Origin of the sequence: Enterobacter sp. NFIX58 (genome assembly GCF_900110475.1) — a bacterium.
Classification (GTDB): Bacteria; Pseudomonadota; Gammaproteobacteria; order Enterobacterales; family Enterobacteriaceae; genus Enterobacter; species Enterobacter quasiroggenkampii.
In genome coordinates, this window is record NZ_FODW01000001.1 from 76,857 (window position 1) to 92,738 (window position 15,882).

Genomic DNA, 15,882 nt, shown 5'->3' on the forward strand with positions numbered 1-15,882 from the left:
CCCCGGCCTATAGCATTGAAACTTACAGGCCCAGCAGGCCGACGGCGTAGCCCGCAATACCGATGACGAAGAAGCCAACGATGATCCACAGCGGGTTCACTTTCTTACGCAGCAGCCACATACAGGCGAAGGTCAACAGCAGCGGGACCAGGCCCGGCATCAGCTGATCCAGAATCGTCTGCACGGTGGTGACGCGGGTCTGACCATCCTGTCCGGTGATGGTCGATACCACCAGCGGGATGTTCACGTGCGTCCACTTGTTTACCAGCGCGCCCATGACAAACAGGCCGAGGATTGACGCCCCCTCAGTCAGTTTCTGCAGGAAGCCGCCGCCCATGTCCTTAACGATGTCCACCCCTTTACGGTAGCCGTAGGCCACGCCGTAGTAACGGGTCAGCAGACGCACGGCGTTGAACAGGATGAAGAACAGCAGCGGGCCAAGCAGGCTGCCGCTCATCGCGATACCGGCACCCAGTGCCGCGAAGACCGGACGCACGGTACCCCAGAAGATAGGGTCACCGACACCGGCCAGCGGACCCATCAGACCGACTTTGATACCGTTGATGGCACCATCGTCAATCTCTGCGCCGTTTGCACGCTGCTCTTCCATCGCCAGCGTTACGCCCAGAACGGGGGCCGCAACGTAAGGATGAGTGTTAAAGAATTCCAGGTGACGCTTGATGGCCTGACGGCGTGCTTCGTTGTTTTCCGGGTACAGGCGTTTGATCGCCGGTACCATGGAGAAGCAGAAACCCAGCGCCTGCATACGTTCGAAGTTCCATGAACCCTGAAACAGGTTAGAACGGATGAACACGCCACGAATATCACCCGGAGTGAGTTTTTTCTCGGTGGTAGTTTTTGTCATATCAACCATTTCGCTCACCTGTTAGTCCAGTTCGTTATCGAGATCGTTGTTACCAGCAGCCTGCGCTGGGGCACCCGCGACGCGGTTATATTTCGGGCTGAGCTGGATGTAGAGAATCGCCATCACCGCACCGATCACACCCAGTGCAACCAGGTTGAAGTTGGTGAAGGCCGCGGTCACGAAGCCGAGGTAGAAGAACGGCATCAGATAGCCTGCGCGCATCATGTTGATGACCATCGCATAACCAACGACCACGATCATACCGCCCGCGATGTTCAGGCCGCCGGTGACCACTTCAGGAATGGCGTTCAGCATGCTCTGGACTTCACTGGTACCCACAGAGATCGCGACGATAACCGCCGGGATTGCGATACGCATCGCCTGCAGGAAAAGGGATGAAACGTGGATCCATGACAGGGCCGTGAGGTTGCCGTTGTCGGCCGCCTTATCCGCCGCGTGCTGGAAGGCAACGGTGATAGTACGAACGATGATGGTCAGAACCTGGCCTGCGGCTGCCAGCGGGATTGCCAGGGCGATACCTGCACCAATACTCTGGTGACCGGCAATAACCAGAACGGTAGAAATGATAGAGGCCAGCGCGGCATCGGGCGCAACCGCCGCACCGATGTTCATCCAGCCCAGGGCGATCATTTCCAGGGTACCACCGATGATGATACCGGTTTTCATGTCACCCAGAACGGCCCCAATCAGCGTACAGGCCACCAGAGGACGGTGGAACTGAAATTCATCAAGTACGGATTCCATACCCGCAATACATGCGACCACGAACACCAGCACAATCTGAAGAGTGGTAATCTCCATTGTACTTCTCCTATTACATAAGCATTATGTGAAAAACCGGCGCGGGCTTATTTCCCAACTTTGCCGATCAAATCCATCATTTTCAGTTTCTGGTCCGTGGAAACCTTACGGGCTTCCAGCTCAATACCACGTGCATTCAGCTTGTTGAATGCTTCGATATCTTTCGCATCGACTGAAATGGCGTTGTTGACCTGCGTTTTGCCCTGACGGAATGCCATACCACCAATGTTAACGGAGGTGATTTTCACGCCGCCTTCAACAATGCGCTCAACGTCTGTCGGGTTAGTGAACAGGAGCATCACGCGTTCGCCCGCATATTTCGGGTTGTTGTATACGCGAATCATCTTGGCGACATCCACAACGTGCGCGGTAACGCCAGGAGGAGCAACCTGAGTCAGAAGGGTTTTACGTACGGTATCAGCGGCCACTTCGTCGCTGACCACGATAATGCGTCGAACGTTGGTCTCTTTGGTCCAGCGCGTGGCAACCTGACCGTGGATTAAGCGGTCATCAATACGCGCAAGGCCGATCACCATGTAATCATTCGGGCCCATCGGTTTTGCCGGTGCCGCCGCTTTCGGTGCCGCTGCAGGCGCAGGGGCAGGTTTTTCAACCGGCTGTGCCTTCAGGGCCTTAACTCCTTCGCGGCCGGTTTCAACGGCCAGTGCAACCAGTTCATCGAAGGACGGATTGTCGTCGCGTGCCATAAGGGTTTCCACCAGCATGGGAATATTGACCCCGGCGACAACTTCATAATGCTCTTTATCGACGACAATGCGGCTGGCAGCATTGAACGGGCTGCCGCCCCATGTATCAACGAGAAACAGCACGCCTTTGCTGGTATCCAGCTTCTCGAGCTGAGCGTTGTACTTCTCTATCAGCGTCTCGGCGTTTTCACCGGGAACGAAATCGATCCAGCCGACGTTTTCCTGCTCGCCCAACAGCATCTCTGCCGTTTTGAGTAGCTGCTCAGCAGCCCAACCATGTGTGCCTATGACAATAGCAATGGTCACTTGCTACCTCCTTTTATTATCATTAATACGCCTGCCAGGCAGTCGTACTGAGAATCGTATTGGCGAACCGAATCGATTCAGATAAGGGTTAGAGTTCAAAAAACTAAGACTTCCGCGAATTATTTTAGATAGTGAAAAAATAATTTATGTGATGAAGATCCGTAATTTAGCCACGCGTTACAGAATTATCTGTAGCGTAAAGCCGCTGTGTTACAGAACTTTGCAAAGGAACGTAAATCTTTGCTAAAAACACAGTCTCTCTGATATGTTTAGCCTCCGTTTAATTGTTCAGGAGTATAGGGCTCCAGCCCACTATATGGACCGTCACCGACGTCAGTCATCTTCCAGGCCATTTCGCGCCTTTTTCACCGGCGATCCTCGCCACGTATCGACTCTGTCTGCCTCTGTTTTGCCCACATTGAGTGGGGCACCGTTTCGTCATTCCTTTAGCAGGAGCTTGTCATGGAATTCTTAATGGACCCGTCAATCTGGGTGGGATTGCTCACGCTGGTCGTGCTGGAGATCGTTCTCGGCATTGATAACCTGGTGTTTATCGCCATCCTTGCGGATAAGCTGCCGCCAAAACAGCGTGATAAAGCGCGTCTGATTGGACTCTCGCTGGCGCTGGTCATGCGACTGGGGCTGCTCTCCGTCATCTCGTGGATGGTCACGCTGACCAAACCGCTGTTCTCCGTCATGGATTACACCTTCTCCGGCCGTGATTTAATCATGCTGATCGGGGGGATATTCCTGCTCTTCAAAGCGACGACAGAACTTCATGAGCGGCTGGAAAACCGTCAGCACGATGATGGGCACGGTAAAGGCTATGCCAGTTTCTGGGTGGTGGTGCTGCAGATCGTGGTGCTGGATGCGGTCTTCTCGCTGGATGCGGTGATCACGGCGGTCGGCATGGTGAACCATCTGCCGGTCATGATGGCAGCGGTGGTTATTGCGATGGCGGTCATGCTGCTGGCGTCGAAACCGCTGACGCGTTTCGTGAACCAGCATCCAACGGTGGTGGTACTGTGTCTGAGCTTCCTGCTGATGATTGGTCTGAGCCTGGTGGCGGAAGGCTTTGGCTTCCATATTCCGAAAGGCTACCTGTACGCCGCGATTGGCTTCTCGATCCTGATCGAGCTGTTCAACCAGATTGCGCGCCGTAACTTTATCAAGCAGCAGTCAAATCAGCCGCTGCGCGCCCGTACCGCAGATGCCATTCTGCGCCTGATGGGCGGTCGTCGTCAGGTGAATGTGCAGTCTGATTCCGAAAACCACAACCCGGTTCCGGTCCCGGAAGGGGCGTTTGTGGAACAGGAACGCTACATGATTAACGGCGTGCTCTCTCTGGCCTCCCGTTCGCTGCGCGGCATCATGACGCCGCGCGGGGAGATCAGCTGGGTCGATGCTAACCTGAGCGTTGATGAAATTCGCCAGCAGCTGCTCTCTTCACCGCACAGCCTGTTCCCGGTATGTCGTGGTGAACTGGATGAGATCATCGGCGTGGTGCGGGCGAAAGAGATGCTGGTCGCCCTGGAAGAGGGCGTTAACGTCGAAGCCGTTGCTGCTGCATCGCCTGCGATTGTGGTGCCGGAAACGCTGGATCCGATCAACCTGCTCGGGGTGCTGCGCCGCGCTCGCGGTAGCTTTGTTATTGTCACCAACGAGTTTGGCGTGGTGCAGGGGCTGGTGACGCCGCTGGACGTGCTGGAAGCGATCGCCGGTGAATTCCCGGATGAAGACGAAACGCCGGAAATTGTTGCCGATGGCGAAGGCTGGCTGGTTAAAGGTACCACCGACCTGCACGCGCTCTCGCACACGCTGGGGCTGGAAAACGTGGTCAACGATGAAGAAGACATCGCGACCGTTGCCGGTCTGGTTATCGCCGTAAATGGCCAGATCCCGCGTGTTGGCGATGTGATAGAACTGCCGCCGCTGCATATTACCATTGTCGAAGCCAACGACTATCGCGTTGATATGGTCCGTATTGTTAAAGAACAATCTGCCCACGACGAAGATGAGTAAGTCTGCTTAACGCAGCGGCATTAAGGGTACGATGTGCCCGTTATGACGCGCTGGCGGGGGAGCACTTCCCGCCAGCCAGTCTGGAAAGTCCCGTAGCGGCATCGGCCGCGCATAGAAAAAGCCCTGCAGGACTGGAACGCCGTGACGGCGTAAATAGCGCGCCTGCTCTTCCGTTTCGACCCCTTCCGCAACCAGCTCGATATTTAGCCGCTGGCCCAGCGCAATGATCATGTCCGTCACCGTTGAATTCACGGCATCCGTACCAATGGCGGTGGTAAAGGACTGGTCAATTTTCAGGACGTCCGGATGCAGCTTTTCAAGCCAGGAGAGGGAGCTGTTCCCGGTGCCAAAATCGTCGATAGCGAGCTTCACCCCTTTGCGATGCAGTTCGCGCACGATGCGATAATCCGCGTCCAGCAGCGCATCCCGTTCCGTGAGTTCAATCACCAGCTGCTGTCGCGGATTGGCGCTGAACCAGAGACGGTTCAGGTCCTGTACCAGTACAGCGTGACGGAAATGGCTGGCGGCTACGTTAATGCCGATGTGGAAACCGGCGCTGGACGGGAAGTAGCCTATCTGGCGCACCGTTTCGGCGATGACATAGCGGGTCAGGGGGACAATTTGGTTATGTTCTTCTGCCAGAGGGATAAACACCTCCGGGGTGATCCAACCCTGACGGGGGTTATTCCAGCGCAGCAGGATCTCAACGCCCGTGCACGCCTGGGTGCGGGCATTCACCAGCGGCTGGCAGAAAAGCTCAAATTCCCGCGCCGCAATGCCCATATCGATCTCCCACGTAAAGCTCATCCGGTTTGCCGTCGCCAGCCAGGCGAGATAGCCCAGCAGCAGGCTGAGCATCAGCCCCAGCGGCAGCTGGGCGGGCAGGCTTGTTAAGGCTAACTCACCGGGGCCAGGTCCGCTGACCGTAATGGTGAAAGGATTTCGGGTTGATGACTGCTGGAAAAGGGCGCTCTCTTCATCAAACGTCAGACTGTCGGTGACGCGTTGACCGTAGCGTAAAAAACGATCGCCGACTGTCAGCACCACGTCATTGATGAGCGGACGCTGGGGCTCGAGGATCATTCTGGCGATCAGGTCGATGTTAATAATCTCGACGACGCCTTCGTCACCATCCTGGGAGACGGGATACCACTGGATCAAAACAGGGCTGCCCTTAAGCAGCCACTGGTCGGTCGATAAAATCAGCTTCGCCGTGCTGGCGGGGAGTTCCTGAAGGAAGTCACGGACAGGCTCGCTGCGGCTGCCGAAAATACTCGAACAATACAGGATTCCGTCTTTAATCAGGGCGATAGAACGTACCGTCTGCAAAATGGCTGCCTGCTGTCGCAGCGCCAGCTGCACCTGCGGGCAGGGCTGTCCCACCAGCGGCTGCAGCACGTTGCGGTGGTTTTCCAGGGAAAGCAAAACGTTATCAAGGGCGCGAACGGTATGGCTGGTAAAATCGAGGATCCGCTGTTGGTTAACGTTGCGCTGGGAAATAAAGCGAATGCCCAGCGTCAGGATGAGCGTGAGGAGCGCAACCGTCACACAGACGATAACGCGTTTTCGGCGATAGTTTTTAATGATCGTTTGTGCAGTTTGCATGAACGGTCGCCTGATAAGCCACCAGCCACAAAAGCCGGACGCAACAGTGAAAGTGTAGTGGGGAAAGCAGAAGGAGACGAGGAAGAAGAGGGAAATTCGCCCATCCGTTGCAGATGGGCGAAAGGCAGTATTAGTCGCACTGCACCTTAATGGCCAGGCCACCACGGGACGTCTCGCGGTATTTCGCGTTCATGTCTTTGCCCGTTTCGTACATGGTTTCAATCACCTTATCCAGCGATACGCGAGGTTCGCTGGTACGGCGCATCGCCATACGTGAGGCGTTGATGGCTTTCACCGAGGCAATCGCGTTACGCTCAATGCACGGCACCTGCACCTGGCCCGCGACCGGATCGCAGGTCAGACCAAGGTTATGTTCCATACCGATTTCAGCCGCCACGCAGACCTGCTCAGGGCTTGCACCCAACAGCTCTGCCAGACCTGCCGCTGCCATGGAGCAGGCCACGCCGACTTCACCCTGACAGCCCACTTCCGCACCGGAGATGGAGGCATTCATCTTGTACAGCGCGCCGATGGCACCTGCTGCCAGGAAATAACGGATATAGATGTCCGGCGTCACGGGCTCAATAAAGTGGTCGTAATACGCCAGCACCGCAGGAACAATGCCGCACGCGCCGTTGGTTGGCGCCGTCACGACGCGGCCACCGGCGGCGTTCTCTTCGTTAACCGCAAGTGCAAACATATTCACCCAGTCGACCACGTTCATCGGGTCGTTGGAGAATTTGTCCGTGGTCACCAGCATACGGCGCAGAGCAGAGGCACGACGCGGCACGCGCAGCGGACCCGGCAGAACCCCTTCGGTGTTCATCCCGCGATCGATACAGGCGCGCATGGTTTGCCAGACGTTGGCAAAATAGTCTTCAATCTCTTGTTTGCTGTGCAGGGCCAGTTCGTTCTGCATCACCATGCCGGACAGGGAAAGACCGGTCTGTTTGCAGTAACCCAGCATCTCGGTCGCCGATTTGAACGGGTACGGTACGCTGACGTCGCCGACGCTGTCTTTGCCAAAATGCTCTTCATCCACGATGAAACCACCGCCGATGGAGTAGTACGTTTTGCTGTAGATCTCTTTTTCACCGCTAAAAGCGTGAATGGTCATGCCGTTTTCATGCAGCGGCAGGTTGTCGCTACGGAAACGCATGCCGTCATCCTGCGGAAAATCAACTTCCTGCTGGCCGTTTGCCAGCAGCAGGCGGCCGCGTGTTTCCACGTCGCGGATGAATGCCGGGATGGCATCAATATCAACGGTATCCGGCATATTGCCTGCCAGACCCATAATAATGGCGATATCGGTGTGGTGGCCTTTACCCGTTAATGACAGCGAGCCGTAAACATCCACGGCGACACGGGTAACGCTTTCCAGTAATCCTTTTTCGACCAGATCATCGACGAACTGTTTACCGGCCTTCATCGGGCCAACAGTATGGGAAGACGAAGGGCCAATTCCCACTTTGAACATGTCGAATATACTAATCACTTTCACACTCCTGACAGGGTTACCGGGGTTCCAGTAACGATGTTATAACTGCGCATAGTGTAAGAGGGAACACCGACCTCGGCTTAACTATTCACATGAATTAAACTAATGGTTAACGATGGGTTTTGCTAATAGCGCGACGCAGATCGCAAACCTGGCAGAAGAGGGCGGAATGTAAAGTATAGTCAAGGCTTCAGGCCGATTTGCAACGCCAGCTCACGAATAATGCCCGCCGTCATGCCCCAGACAAAATAATGCTGATACCAGGACAACCAGACCCGATGGTCATGCCCACGACGCTGAATATCCAGCGGGTGATAACGACTCAGTCGGAGGGCTTCATCCAGCGGCATTTCAAACACCGCGGAGACTTCATCGACGCTGGCGTGATACTGCAGGCCCGGCGGGATAATGCCGACCACCGGCGTGACCTGAAAACCGGTGACGCTGTCGACGGGTGGCAGCACGCCGATGACCTCAACGGCCTCTGGCGGAATGGCAACCTCTTCCTGCGCTTCGCGCAGCGCGGCGGCAATCAGCGAGGCGTCGGAGCTGTCTACCGCGCCCCCCGGAAAAGCGACCTGACCCGCGTGCTTGCGTAAATGGGCGGAACGCTGGGTGAGCAGCAGGCCCGGCTGCGCGCGACGCACGACCGGGATCAACACGGCCGCCTGACGTTGATTCAGCGCTTCGCGGTTGACCTGCGGTCTTAGTAGCTGAAAGCGAGATAAAAAGTCATCCAGCGTCAGATTCTCTTTTTCCACCCGTGTTTACTCCAGTTGTTTCAGGATACGGTTAACTTTATCAAAGGTTTCCTGATATTCCGCATCGACCTGGCTGTCGGCAACAATGCCGCCCCCGGCCGAACAGTAAAGGTTTCCGTTACAGGCGGTCAGCGTGCGAATGGTGATGCTGGTATCCATGGTGCCGCACAGGCTGATATAGCCGATGCTACCGCACCAGGCATTACGGCGGTGGGGCTCCAGCTCATCGATGATCTCCATTGCCCGCACCTTCGGCGCGCCGGTGATGGAGCCGCCCGGGAACGCGGCGCGCAGAAGATCGCAGGCCGTGCGCGAGTCAGGCAGCCGCGCGGTAATGGTGCTGACCAGATGATGCACCGCCGGGAAAGGCTCAACGACAAACAGTTCCGGCACGCGGACGCTGCCCGGCACGGCCACCCGGCCAATGTCGTTACGCATCAGATCGACAATCATCAGGTTTTCGGCGCGGTCTTTTGGCGAGGCGGCCAGTTTTTCCGCCTGCTGGCGATCGGCATCAGGATCGGCAAGGCGTGGAAGCGTGCCCTTAATCGGGCGGGTTTGGATCGTGCCCTCGGCCAGATGAATAAAGCGCTCGGGCGAGAGGCTGAGGATCGCCCCCTGTTCCAGACGCACAAAGGCGCTGAACGGCGCCTTATTGCTGGCATTAAGGCGGGTAAACGCCTGCCACTCATCTCCCCGATAGGTCGCCTCGAAGCGCTGGGCAAGGTTAACCTGATAGCAGTCGCCGCTTTGCAGATACGCCTGAACGCGCGCGAATTTTTCGGCATATTCCGCGGCGCTCATGTTCGAGCGCCAGCCGGAGGTCAGCGTGAACGTCTCTGCGGGTGCAGCCTGTTGCGCCTCAAGCCAGGCCAGACGCGCCTGCACGTCACGATGGCTCAGCAGGGAAACCGTTTTTTTCTGGTGATCGACAATTAACGCCCAGTCATACAGCCCCACGGCCATGTCGGGCAGGGGGATATCAGCCTGCGCATGCTCGGGCAGCGTTTCGAAACGGCGACCCAAATCGTAGCCAAACAGGCCCAGCGCGCCCCCCTGAAAAGGAAGATCCGGGTTGGGGCTGGCAGATAAGCCCAGCGCGTCAATGTCGTGCTGAAGCTGCGCCAGCGGATCGTCCGTTAACGACAGAACATCGGTTGTCAGCGTCTTCAGCGGATCGGCGACCAGAATATCAAAGCGGCTATAGGGATGGTCCGCATGGCCGGAATGCAGCAGCATCGCAAACGGAAGATGGCTCAGGCGGGCAAACCAGTATTCAGCGGCGTCTGTCCGCCAGGGCAGGGTAATAACAGTGGGGAAGCGCATGTTCATGTGTGGCATACTACCGGGCAGCGTGAAATAATTAGCGCGAATAATTTAGCAGGAGTTGACGATGTTTGCAGGTTTACCTTCTCTGAGCCATGAACAGCAGCAGAAAGCGGTTGAGCGAATTCAGGAACTGATGTCCCAGGGGATGAGCAGCGGACAGGCGATTTCCCAGGTGGCGGAAGAACTGCGCGCCACGCATACCGGCGAGCGGATCGTGGCGCGTTTCGAGGATGAAGATGAAGAGTGATCGGGCTTAAACCGCCGCGATAATCTTAATCTCTACCTTGTATTCCGGCTTCATCAGCGTGGCCTGTACGGTGCAACGTACAGGCGCGTGACCCGCCACCACCCACGCGTCCCAGGCTTTGTTCATTGCCGCGAAGTCATCTTTGTTTGCCAGGAAAATCGTCGCATCCAGAATGCGGGATTTGTCGCTGCCCTGTTTTTCCAGCACCGCGTCAATCTGCGCCAGGGTATTGGCCGTCTGCTCGAACGCATCCGCGTCCAGGTTAGCCGGGACGCCGGTGTAGTAGAGCGTCTGGTTATGGATCACCACATCAGACCAGCGGGCTTCGGCATCAATGCGCACAATTGTCATAAACGTTTCCTCGTTATTTTTCGTCGTCAGGCGGCAAGACTGCCATATTGTTCATCTGTCGTCACTATTTGGGGTGGCACATGAGAGGATGGGCTGACATAATCCCTGTGCAAAAATACAGTGAGAGAGCACCGTGGCAGACGATTTTTCCCCTGAAGGTCAATTAGCGCAGGCTATCCCCGGCTTCAAACCCCGTGAGCCTCAGCGACAGATGGCGCACGCCGTTGCACGCGCCATCGATAAGGCTCAGCCGCTGGTGGTCGAAGCCGGTACCGGCACGGGTAAAACCTATGCGTATCTTGCGCCGGCGCTGCGGGCGAAAAAGAAGGTGATTATTTCCACCGGTTCGAAGGCGCTGCAGGATCAGCTCTACAGCCGTGATTTGCCCACCGTGGCAAAGGCGCTGAAATATAAAGGCCGTCTGGCCCTGCTGAAGGGGCGCTCCAACTATCTCTGCCTGGAACGCCTTGAGCAGCAGGCGCTGGCGGGCGGCGACCTGCCGGTGCAAACCCTGAGCGACGTCATTATCCTTCGCGCCTGGGCGAACCAGACCGAAGAGGGCGATATCAGCACCTGCGCGAGCGTGCCGGAAGACTCTCCCGCCTGGCCGCTGGTGACCAGCACCAACGACAACTGCCTCGGCAGCGACTGCCCGCTGTATAAAGACTGCTTCGTGGTGAAAGCGCGCAAAACGGCGATGGATGCGGATGTGGTGGTGGTGAACCACCATCTGTTCCTTGCGGATATGGTCGTCAAGGATAGCGGTTTCGGCGAGCTGATCCCGGAAGCGGACGTGATGATCTTCGACGAAGCCCACCAGCTGCCGGACATCGCCAGCCAGTACTTTGGTCAGTCGCTCTCCAGCCGTCAACTGCAGGATCTGGCGAAAGATTTCACCATTGCTTACCGGACCGAACTCAAAGATACCCAGCAGCTGCAGAAGTGCGCCGACCGTCTGGCGCAGAGCGCGCAGGATTTCCGTTTACAGCTCGGCGAGCCGGGCTATCGTGGTAACCTGCGCGAGCTGCTGGCGGACAAAAACATCCAGCGCGCGCTGCTGCTGCTCGATGATGCGCTTGAGCTCTGCTACGACGTGGCAAAACTGTCACTCGGCCGCTCCGCGCTGCTGGATGCGGCCTTCGAGCGCGCCACGCTCTATCGCGGGCGGCTCAAACGGCTGAAAGAGATTAACCAGCCGGGTTACAGCTACTGGTACGAGTGCACTTCGCGCCACTTTACCCTGGCGCTGACGCCGCTGACGGTGGCGGATAAATTTAAAGAGGTGATGGCGCAGAAGCCGGGCAGCTGGATCTTTACGTCGGCAACCCTGTCGGTGAATGACGATCTGCACCACTTCACAGAGCGCCTCGGCATTGAGCAGGCGGAATCGCTGCTTCTGCCCAGCCCGTTCGATTACGAAAAGCAGGCGCTGCTCTGCGTGCCGCGCAATCTGCCGCTTCCCAACCAGCCGGGTGCGGCCCGGCTGCTGGCGGCGATGCTGAAGCCAATGATCGAGGCCAATAACGGCCGCTGCTTTATGCTCTGCACCTCCCACGCCATGATGCGCGACCTCGCTGAGCAGTTCCGCGCTACGATGACGCTACCGGTGCTGCTGCAGGGCGAAACCAGCAAAGGCCAGCTTCTGCAGCAGTTCGTGAGTGCCGGTAATGCCCTGCTGGTCGCAACCAGCAGCTTCTGGGAGGGGGTGGACGTGCGCGGCGACACGCTTTCGCTGGTGATCATTGATAAGCTACCGTTTACCTCCCCGGACGATCCGCTGCTGAAGGCGCGGATGGAAGACTGTCGTCTGCGCGGCGGCGATCCGTTTGACGAGGTTCAACTGCCGGATGCGGTCATTACGCTTAAGCAAGGGGTAGGGCGCCTAATCCGTGACGTCACAGACCGCGGCGTGCTGGTCATCTGCGATAACCGGTTGGTGATGCGTCCTTACGGTGCGACTTTCCTTGCAAGCCTGCCGCCCGCGCCGCGGACGCGGGACATAAAACGCGCGGTGCGTTTCCTGGCAAACCCAACGGCGGAGTAATTTACCCCGGAGTGTGCTAAGATGCGCGCCATTTTGTGACTGACCCTTGCGAGAGCGCGACGACCGATGCGAATTCTGGCTATTGATACCGCGACAGAGGCTTGCTCTGTTGCCCTGTTGAACGACGGTGCTGTTTCTGCCCATTTCGAAGAGTGCCCACGGGAACACACCCAACGCATTCTGCCCCTGGTAAAAGCCATTTTAACCCAGGGAAACACCTCCTTAACCGACCTCGACGCGTTGGCCTTTGGCCGCGGCCCCGGCAGCTTTACGGGCGTACGTATCGGGATTGGCATTGCGCAGGGGCTGGCGCTGGGCGCCGAACTGCCGATGATCGGTGTCTCTACCCTCGCCACCATGGCGCAGGGCGCATGGCGCACGACCGGGGCAACGCGCGTCCTGGCAGCGATTGATGCCCGCATGGGCGAAGTCTACTGGGCCGAATACACCCGTGACGAGCAGGGCGTGTGGCACGGTGAAGAGACGGAGGCCGTGCTTAAGCCAGAAGCGGTGACAGAACGACTGAAGCAGCTGTCCGGCGAGTGGGCGACCGTCGGCACGGGCTGGCCAGCGTGGCCTGAGATGGCGAACGACACCGGGTTGACGCTGGTGGACGGCAACATGCTTTTGCCGGCTGCGGAAGATATGCTTCCGATTGCCAGCCAGCTGCTCGCAGCAGGCAAAACCGTGGCTGTTGAACAGGCGGAACCGGTTTATTTGCGAAACACCGTCGCGTGGAAGAAACTTCCGGGCCGCGAGTGAATCTCAGTAACAGGAACTGAGAAAAAGGAGTCGCATCATGGCGGTTCAGACTAAAGTAGTACGCCTTATTATGGCAGGCGCGGTTGCCATAGCACTGAGCGGATGCGTTTCCGTTCCTGATGCGATTAAGGGCAGCAGCCCGACGCCACAGCAGGATCTGGTTCGGGTGATGAATGCGCCTGAGCTGTACGTGGGCCAGGAAGCGCGCTTTGGCGGTAAGGTGATTGACGTACAAAACCAGCAGGGGAAAACCCGCCTGGAGATCGCCACCGTTCCGCTGGACAGCGGCGCGCGGCCTGTACTGGGCGAGGCCTCCCGGGGACGTATCTATGCGGACGTCAGCGGGTTCCTCGATCCGGTCGATTTTCGCGGACAGCTGGTGACCGTCGTCGGGCCGATTACCGGCGCCGTGCAGGGCAAAATCGGCAACACGCCGTATAAATTTATGACCATGCAGGTCAACGGATACAAGCGCTGGCGGCTGGCCCAGCAGGTGATTATGCCGCCGCAGCCGATCGACCCGTGGATGTGGGGTCCGCATCCCTATCGCTACGGCTACCCGGGCTGGGGCTGGTATAACCCGGGACCTGCACAGGTACAGACGATCGTTACTGAGTAACTTACTGTTATTGCTAGAAAAGAGACAGCGGCTCAGCCGCTGTCTCTGTTTTTTTACGGATAAAACGAAAAAAAAGAGTGACGCGCTTCGCAACCTTAAATCTGAACAATTAATAAACTGGTACGCTGAGTTAATATAATGTTAACAAACTGTTTATTATCGGGGTTGTGATGACGACGAACACTCATTTCAGAGGTGATGCATTGAAGAAGGTTTGGCTTAACCGTTATCCCGCAGATGTTCCTGCTGAGATCAATCCTGACCGTTATCAATCCCTGGTGGAATTATTTGAACACTCGGTAAGGCGCTACGCGGACCAGCCCGCATTTGTGAATATGGGCGAGGTGATGACGTTCCGTAAGCTGGAGGAGCGCAGCCGGGCGTTTGCGGCGTATCTGCAGGAAGGGCTGGGGCTGCAAAAAGGAGATCGCGTCGCGCTGATGATGCCGAACCTGCTGCAATACCCGGTGGCGCTGTTCGGTATCCTGCGTGCCGGGATGATCGTCGTCAACGTCAACCCGCTGTATACCCCGCGCGAGCTGGAGCATCAGCTGAACGACAGCGGCGCGGTTGCGATTGTCATTGTGTCCAACTTTGCCCATACGCTGGAAAAAGTGGTCGACAAAACCCAGGTGAAACACGTCATCCTGACGCGCATGGGGGACCAGCTCTCTACCGCCAAAGGCACGCTGGTTAACTTTGTCGTCAAATACGTCAAACGTCTGGTGCCAAAATACCATCTGCCGGACGCTATCTCCTTCCGCCGCGCGCTGCATGCGGGCTATCGGATGCAGTACGTCAAGCCGGAAGTGGTCTCAGAAGATCTCGCCTTCCTGCAGTATACCGGTGGTACCACCGGCGTGGCGAAAGGCGCAATGCTGACCCACCGCAACATGCTGGCGAACCTTGAGCAGGTCAACGCAACCTACGGGCCGCTGCTGCATCCCGGCAAAGAGCTGGTCATCACGGCGCTGCCGCTGTACCACATTTTCGCACTGACCATGAACTGTCTGCTGTTTATTGAGCTGGGCGGTCAAAACGTGCTAATTACCAACCCGCGTGATATCCCGGGGCTGGTGAAAGAGCTGGCAAAATACCCGTTCACCGCCATGACCGGGGTAAATACCTTGTTTAACGCGCTGCTTAATAACAAAGAGTTCCAGCAACTGGACTTCTCCACGCTGCACCTCTCTGCGGGCGGCGGTATGCCGGTTCAGCAGGCGGTGGCCGAGCGCTGGGTGAAGCTCACCGGTCAGTATCTGCTGGAGGGCTATGGCCTGACGGAATGCGCGCCGCTGGTCAGCGTTAACCCGCATGACATCGACTACCACAGCGGAAGCATTGGTCTGCCCGTTCCTTCCACTGAAGCGAAACTGGTCGATGATAACGATAATGAAGTTGCGCCGGGTGAGCCGGGCGAGCTGTGCGTCAAAGGTCCACAGGTGATGCTGGGCTACTGGCAGCGTCCCGACGCGACTGACGAAATCATCAAAGATGGCTGGCTGCATACCGGTGACATCGCGGTGATGGATGACGAGGGCTTCCTGCGCATTGTCGATCGCAAGAAAGATATGATCCTGGTCTCCGGCTTCAACGTCTATCCGAATGAGATCGAAGACGTAGTCATGCAGCACAGCGGCGTACTCGAAGTGGCAGCGGTCGGCGTGCCTTCCGGCAGCAGCGGTGAAGCGGTGAAGATATTTGTGGTCAAGAAAGATCCTTCTCTCACCGAGGAAGCGCTGGTAACGTTTTGTCGTCGTCAGCTGACGGGCTATAAAGTGCCGAAGCTGGTGGAATTCCGCGATGAGCTGCCGAAATCCAACGTCGGGAAGATATTACGACGAGAATTACGTGACGAAGCCCGTGCCAAAGTAGACAATAAGGCCTGAGCTACACGTTAATCGCCCAGACGCCGGTTAAGCCGGCGTTTTTTATGGGCGCAAA

At 57.2% G+C, this 15,882-nt stretch carries 14 protein-coding genes; 6 read left to right on the plus strand and 8 right to left on the minus strand.

Features of this window, described 5'->3' with window-relative positions:
- Positions 1-22: 22 nt before the first annotated feature.
- From BMW97_RS00390 to manX, 3 genes are read right to left on the minus strand one after another with little or no spacing between them, the layout of a single operon-like run.
- Positions 23-874, minus strand: coding sequence for a PTS mannose transporter subunit IID (locus tag BMW97_RS00390; RefSeq protein ID WP_006810994.1), 852 nt, complete (start codon positions 872-874; stop codon positions 23-25).
- 12 nt (positions 875-886) lie between these two features.
- Complete coding sequence (gene manY / locus BMW97_RS00395; RefSeq protein WP_024909729.1) at positions 887-1,687, minus strand: PTS mannose transporter subunit IIC; 801 nt, start codon at positions 1,685-1,687, stop codon at positions 887-889.
- Between the two features lie 47 nt (positions 1,688-1,734).
- Positions 1,735-2,700: a PTS mannose transporter subunit IIAB gene (gene manX, locus BMW97_RS00400; protein ID WP_045908235.1), complete on the minus strand. Its 966-nt coding sequence runs from the start codon at positions 2,698-2,700 to the stop codon at positions 1,735-1,737.
- 462 nt (positions 2,701-3,162) lie between these two features.
- Here manX and yoaE point away from each other — a divergent pair, with 462 nt between their 5' ends.
- Positions 3,163-4,722, plus strand: a complete 1,560-nt coding sequence (gene yoaE / locus BMW97_RS00410) for a CNNM family cation transport protein YoaE (protein ID WP_008500492.1) — start codon at positions 3,163-3,165, stop codon at positions 4,720-4,722.
- 6 nt (positions 4,723-4,728) lie between these two features.
- Here the strand turns inward: yoaE and BMW97_RS00415 are convergent, their stop codons facing one another.
- From BMW97_RS00415 to pabB, 4 genes are all read right to left on the minus strand, one after another.
- The gene (locus tag BMW97_RS00415) at positions 4,729-6,327 is read right to left on the minus strand and encodes an EAL domain-containing protein (protein ID WP_045908236.1); all 1,599 of its coding nucleotides are present in this window, start codon (positions 6,325-6,327) and stop codon (positions 4,729-4,731) included.
- A gap of 130 nt (positions 6,328-6,457) precedes the next feature.
- Positions 6,458-7,822 carry an L-serine ammonia-lyase gene (gene sdaA / locus BMW97_RS00420; protein ID WP_045908237.1) on the minus strand — a complete coding sequence of 455 codons (1,365 nt, stop codon included), beginning with the start codon at positions 7,820-7,822 and terminating at the stop codon, positions 6,458-6,460.
- 185 nt (positions 7,823-8,007) lie between these two features.
- Positions 8,008-8,586 (minus strand): CoA pyrophosphatase, encoded by a 579-nt coding sequence (locus BMW97_RS00425; protein ID WP_045908238.1) that lies wholly within the window; start codon positions 8,584-8,586, stop codon positions 8,008-8,010.
- A 6-nt stretch (positions 8,587-8,592) separates the two neighbouring features.
- Entirely contained in the window at positions 8,593-9,918 is a 1,326-nt protein-coding gene (gene pabB, locus BMW97_RS00430; protein WP_045908239.1) for an aminodeoxychorismate synthase component 1, read from the minus strand.
- 61 nt (positions 9,919-9,979) lie between these two features.
- Here pabB and BMW97_RS00435 point away from each other — a divergent pair, with 61 nt between their 5' ends.
- Complete coding sequence (locus tag BMW97_RS00435; RefSeq protein ID WP_008500497.1) at positions 9,980-10,162, plus strand: YoaH family protein; 183 nt, start codon at positions 9,980-9,982, stop codon at positions 10,160-10,162.
- Between the two features lie 6 nt (positions 10,163-10,168).
- Here BMW97_RS00435 and BMW97_RS00440 read toward each other — a convergent pair whose 3' ends face one another.
- The gene (locus tag BMW97_RS00440) at positions 10,169-10,513 is read right to left on the minus strand and encodes a RidA family protein (RefSeq protein ID WP_008500498.1); all 345 of its coding nucleotides are present in this window, start codon (positions 10,511-10,513) and stop codon (positions 10,169-10,171) included.
- 133 nt (positions 10,514-10,646) lie between these two features.
- On the opposite strand from BMW97_RS00440, the gene BMW97_RS00445 reads away from it, so the two are divergent.
- The 4 genes from BMW97_RS00445 to fadD all read left to right on the plus strand — a co-directional run bounded on the left by BMW97_RS00445 (position 10,647) and on the right by fadD (position 15,827).
- A complete protein-coding gene (locus BMW97_RS00445) occupies positions 10,647-12,557 on the plus strand; it encodes a DNA repair helicase YoaA (protein ID WP_023325496.1) in 1,911 nt (636 codons plus the stop codon).
- 66 nt (positions 12,558-12,623) lie between these two features.
- Positions 12,624-13,319 carry a tRNA (adenosine(37)-N6)-threonylcarbamoyltransferase complex dimerization subunit type 1 TsaB gene (tsaB, locus tag BMW97_RS00450; RefSeq protein WP_045908240.1) on the plus strand — a complete coding sequence of 232 codons (696 nt, stop codon included), beginning with the start codon at positions 12,624-12,626 and terminating at the stop codon, positions 13,317-13,319.
- A gap of 37 nt (positions 13,320-13,356) precedes the next feature.
- Positions 13,357-13,938 carry a Slp family lipoprotein gene (locus BMW97_RS00455; RefSeq protein ID WP_028018678.1) on the plus strand — a complete coding sequence of 194 codons (582 nt, stop codon included), beginning with the start codon at positions 13,357-13,359 and terminating at the stop codon, positions 13,936-13,938.
- A gap of 203 nt (positions 13,939-14,141) precedes the next feature.
- Positions 14,142-15,827, plus strand: coding sequence for a long-chain-fatty-acid--CoA ligase FadD (gene fadD, locus BMW97_RS00460; protein WP_074180385.1), 1,686 nt, complete (start codon positions 14,142-14,144; stop codon positions 15,825-15,827).
- Positions 15,828-15,882 lie beyond the last annotated feature (55 nt).

Coding starts and splice junctions, on each gene's coding strand:
- tsaB (WP_045908240.1), top strand. CDS start 12,624: ATGCGAATTCTGGCTATTGATACCGCGACAGAGGCTTGCTCTGTTGCC.
- BMW97_RS00440 (WP_008500498.1), bottom strand. CDS start 10,513: ATGACAATTGTGCGCATTGATGCCGAAGCCCGCTGGTCTGATGTGGTG.
- manY (WP_024909729.1), bottom strand. CDS start 1,687: ATGGAGATTACCACTCTTCAGATTGTGCTGGTGTTCGTGGTCGCATGT.
- BMW97_RS00435 (WP_008500497.1), top strand. CDS start 9,980: ATGTTTGCAGGTTTACCTTCTCTGAGCCATGAACAGCAGCAGAAAGCG.
- pabB (WP_045908239.1), bottom strand. CDS start 9,918: ATGAACATGCGCTTCCCCACTGTTATTACCCTGCCCTGGCGGACAGAC.
- BMW97_RS00390 (WP_006810994.1), bottom strand. CDS start 874: ATGGTTGATATGACAAAAACTACCACCGAGAAAAAACTCACTCCGGGT.
- BMW97_RS00415 (WP_045908236.1), bottom strand. CDS start 6,327: ATGCAAACTGCACAAACGATCATTAAAAACTATCGCCGAAAACGCGTT.
- BMW97_RS00455 (WP_028018678.1), top strand. CDS start 13,357: ATGGCGGTTCAGACTAAAGTAGTACGCCTTATTATGGCAGGCGCGGTT.
- yoaE (WP_008500492.1), top strand. CDS start 3,163: ATGGAATTCTTAATGGACCCGTCAATCTGGGTGGGATTGCTCACGCTG.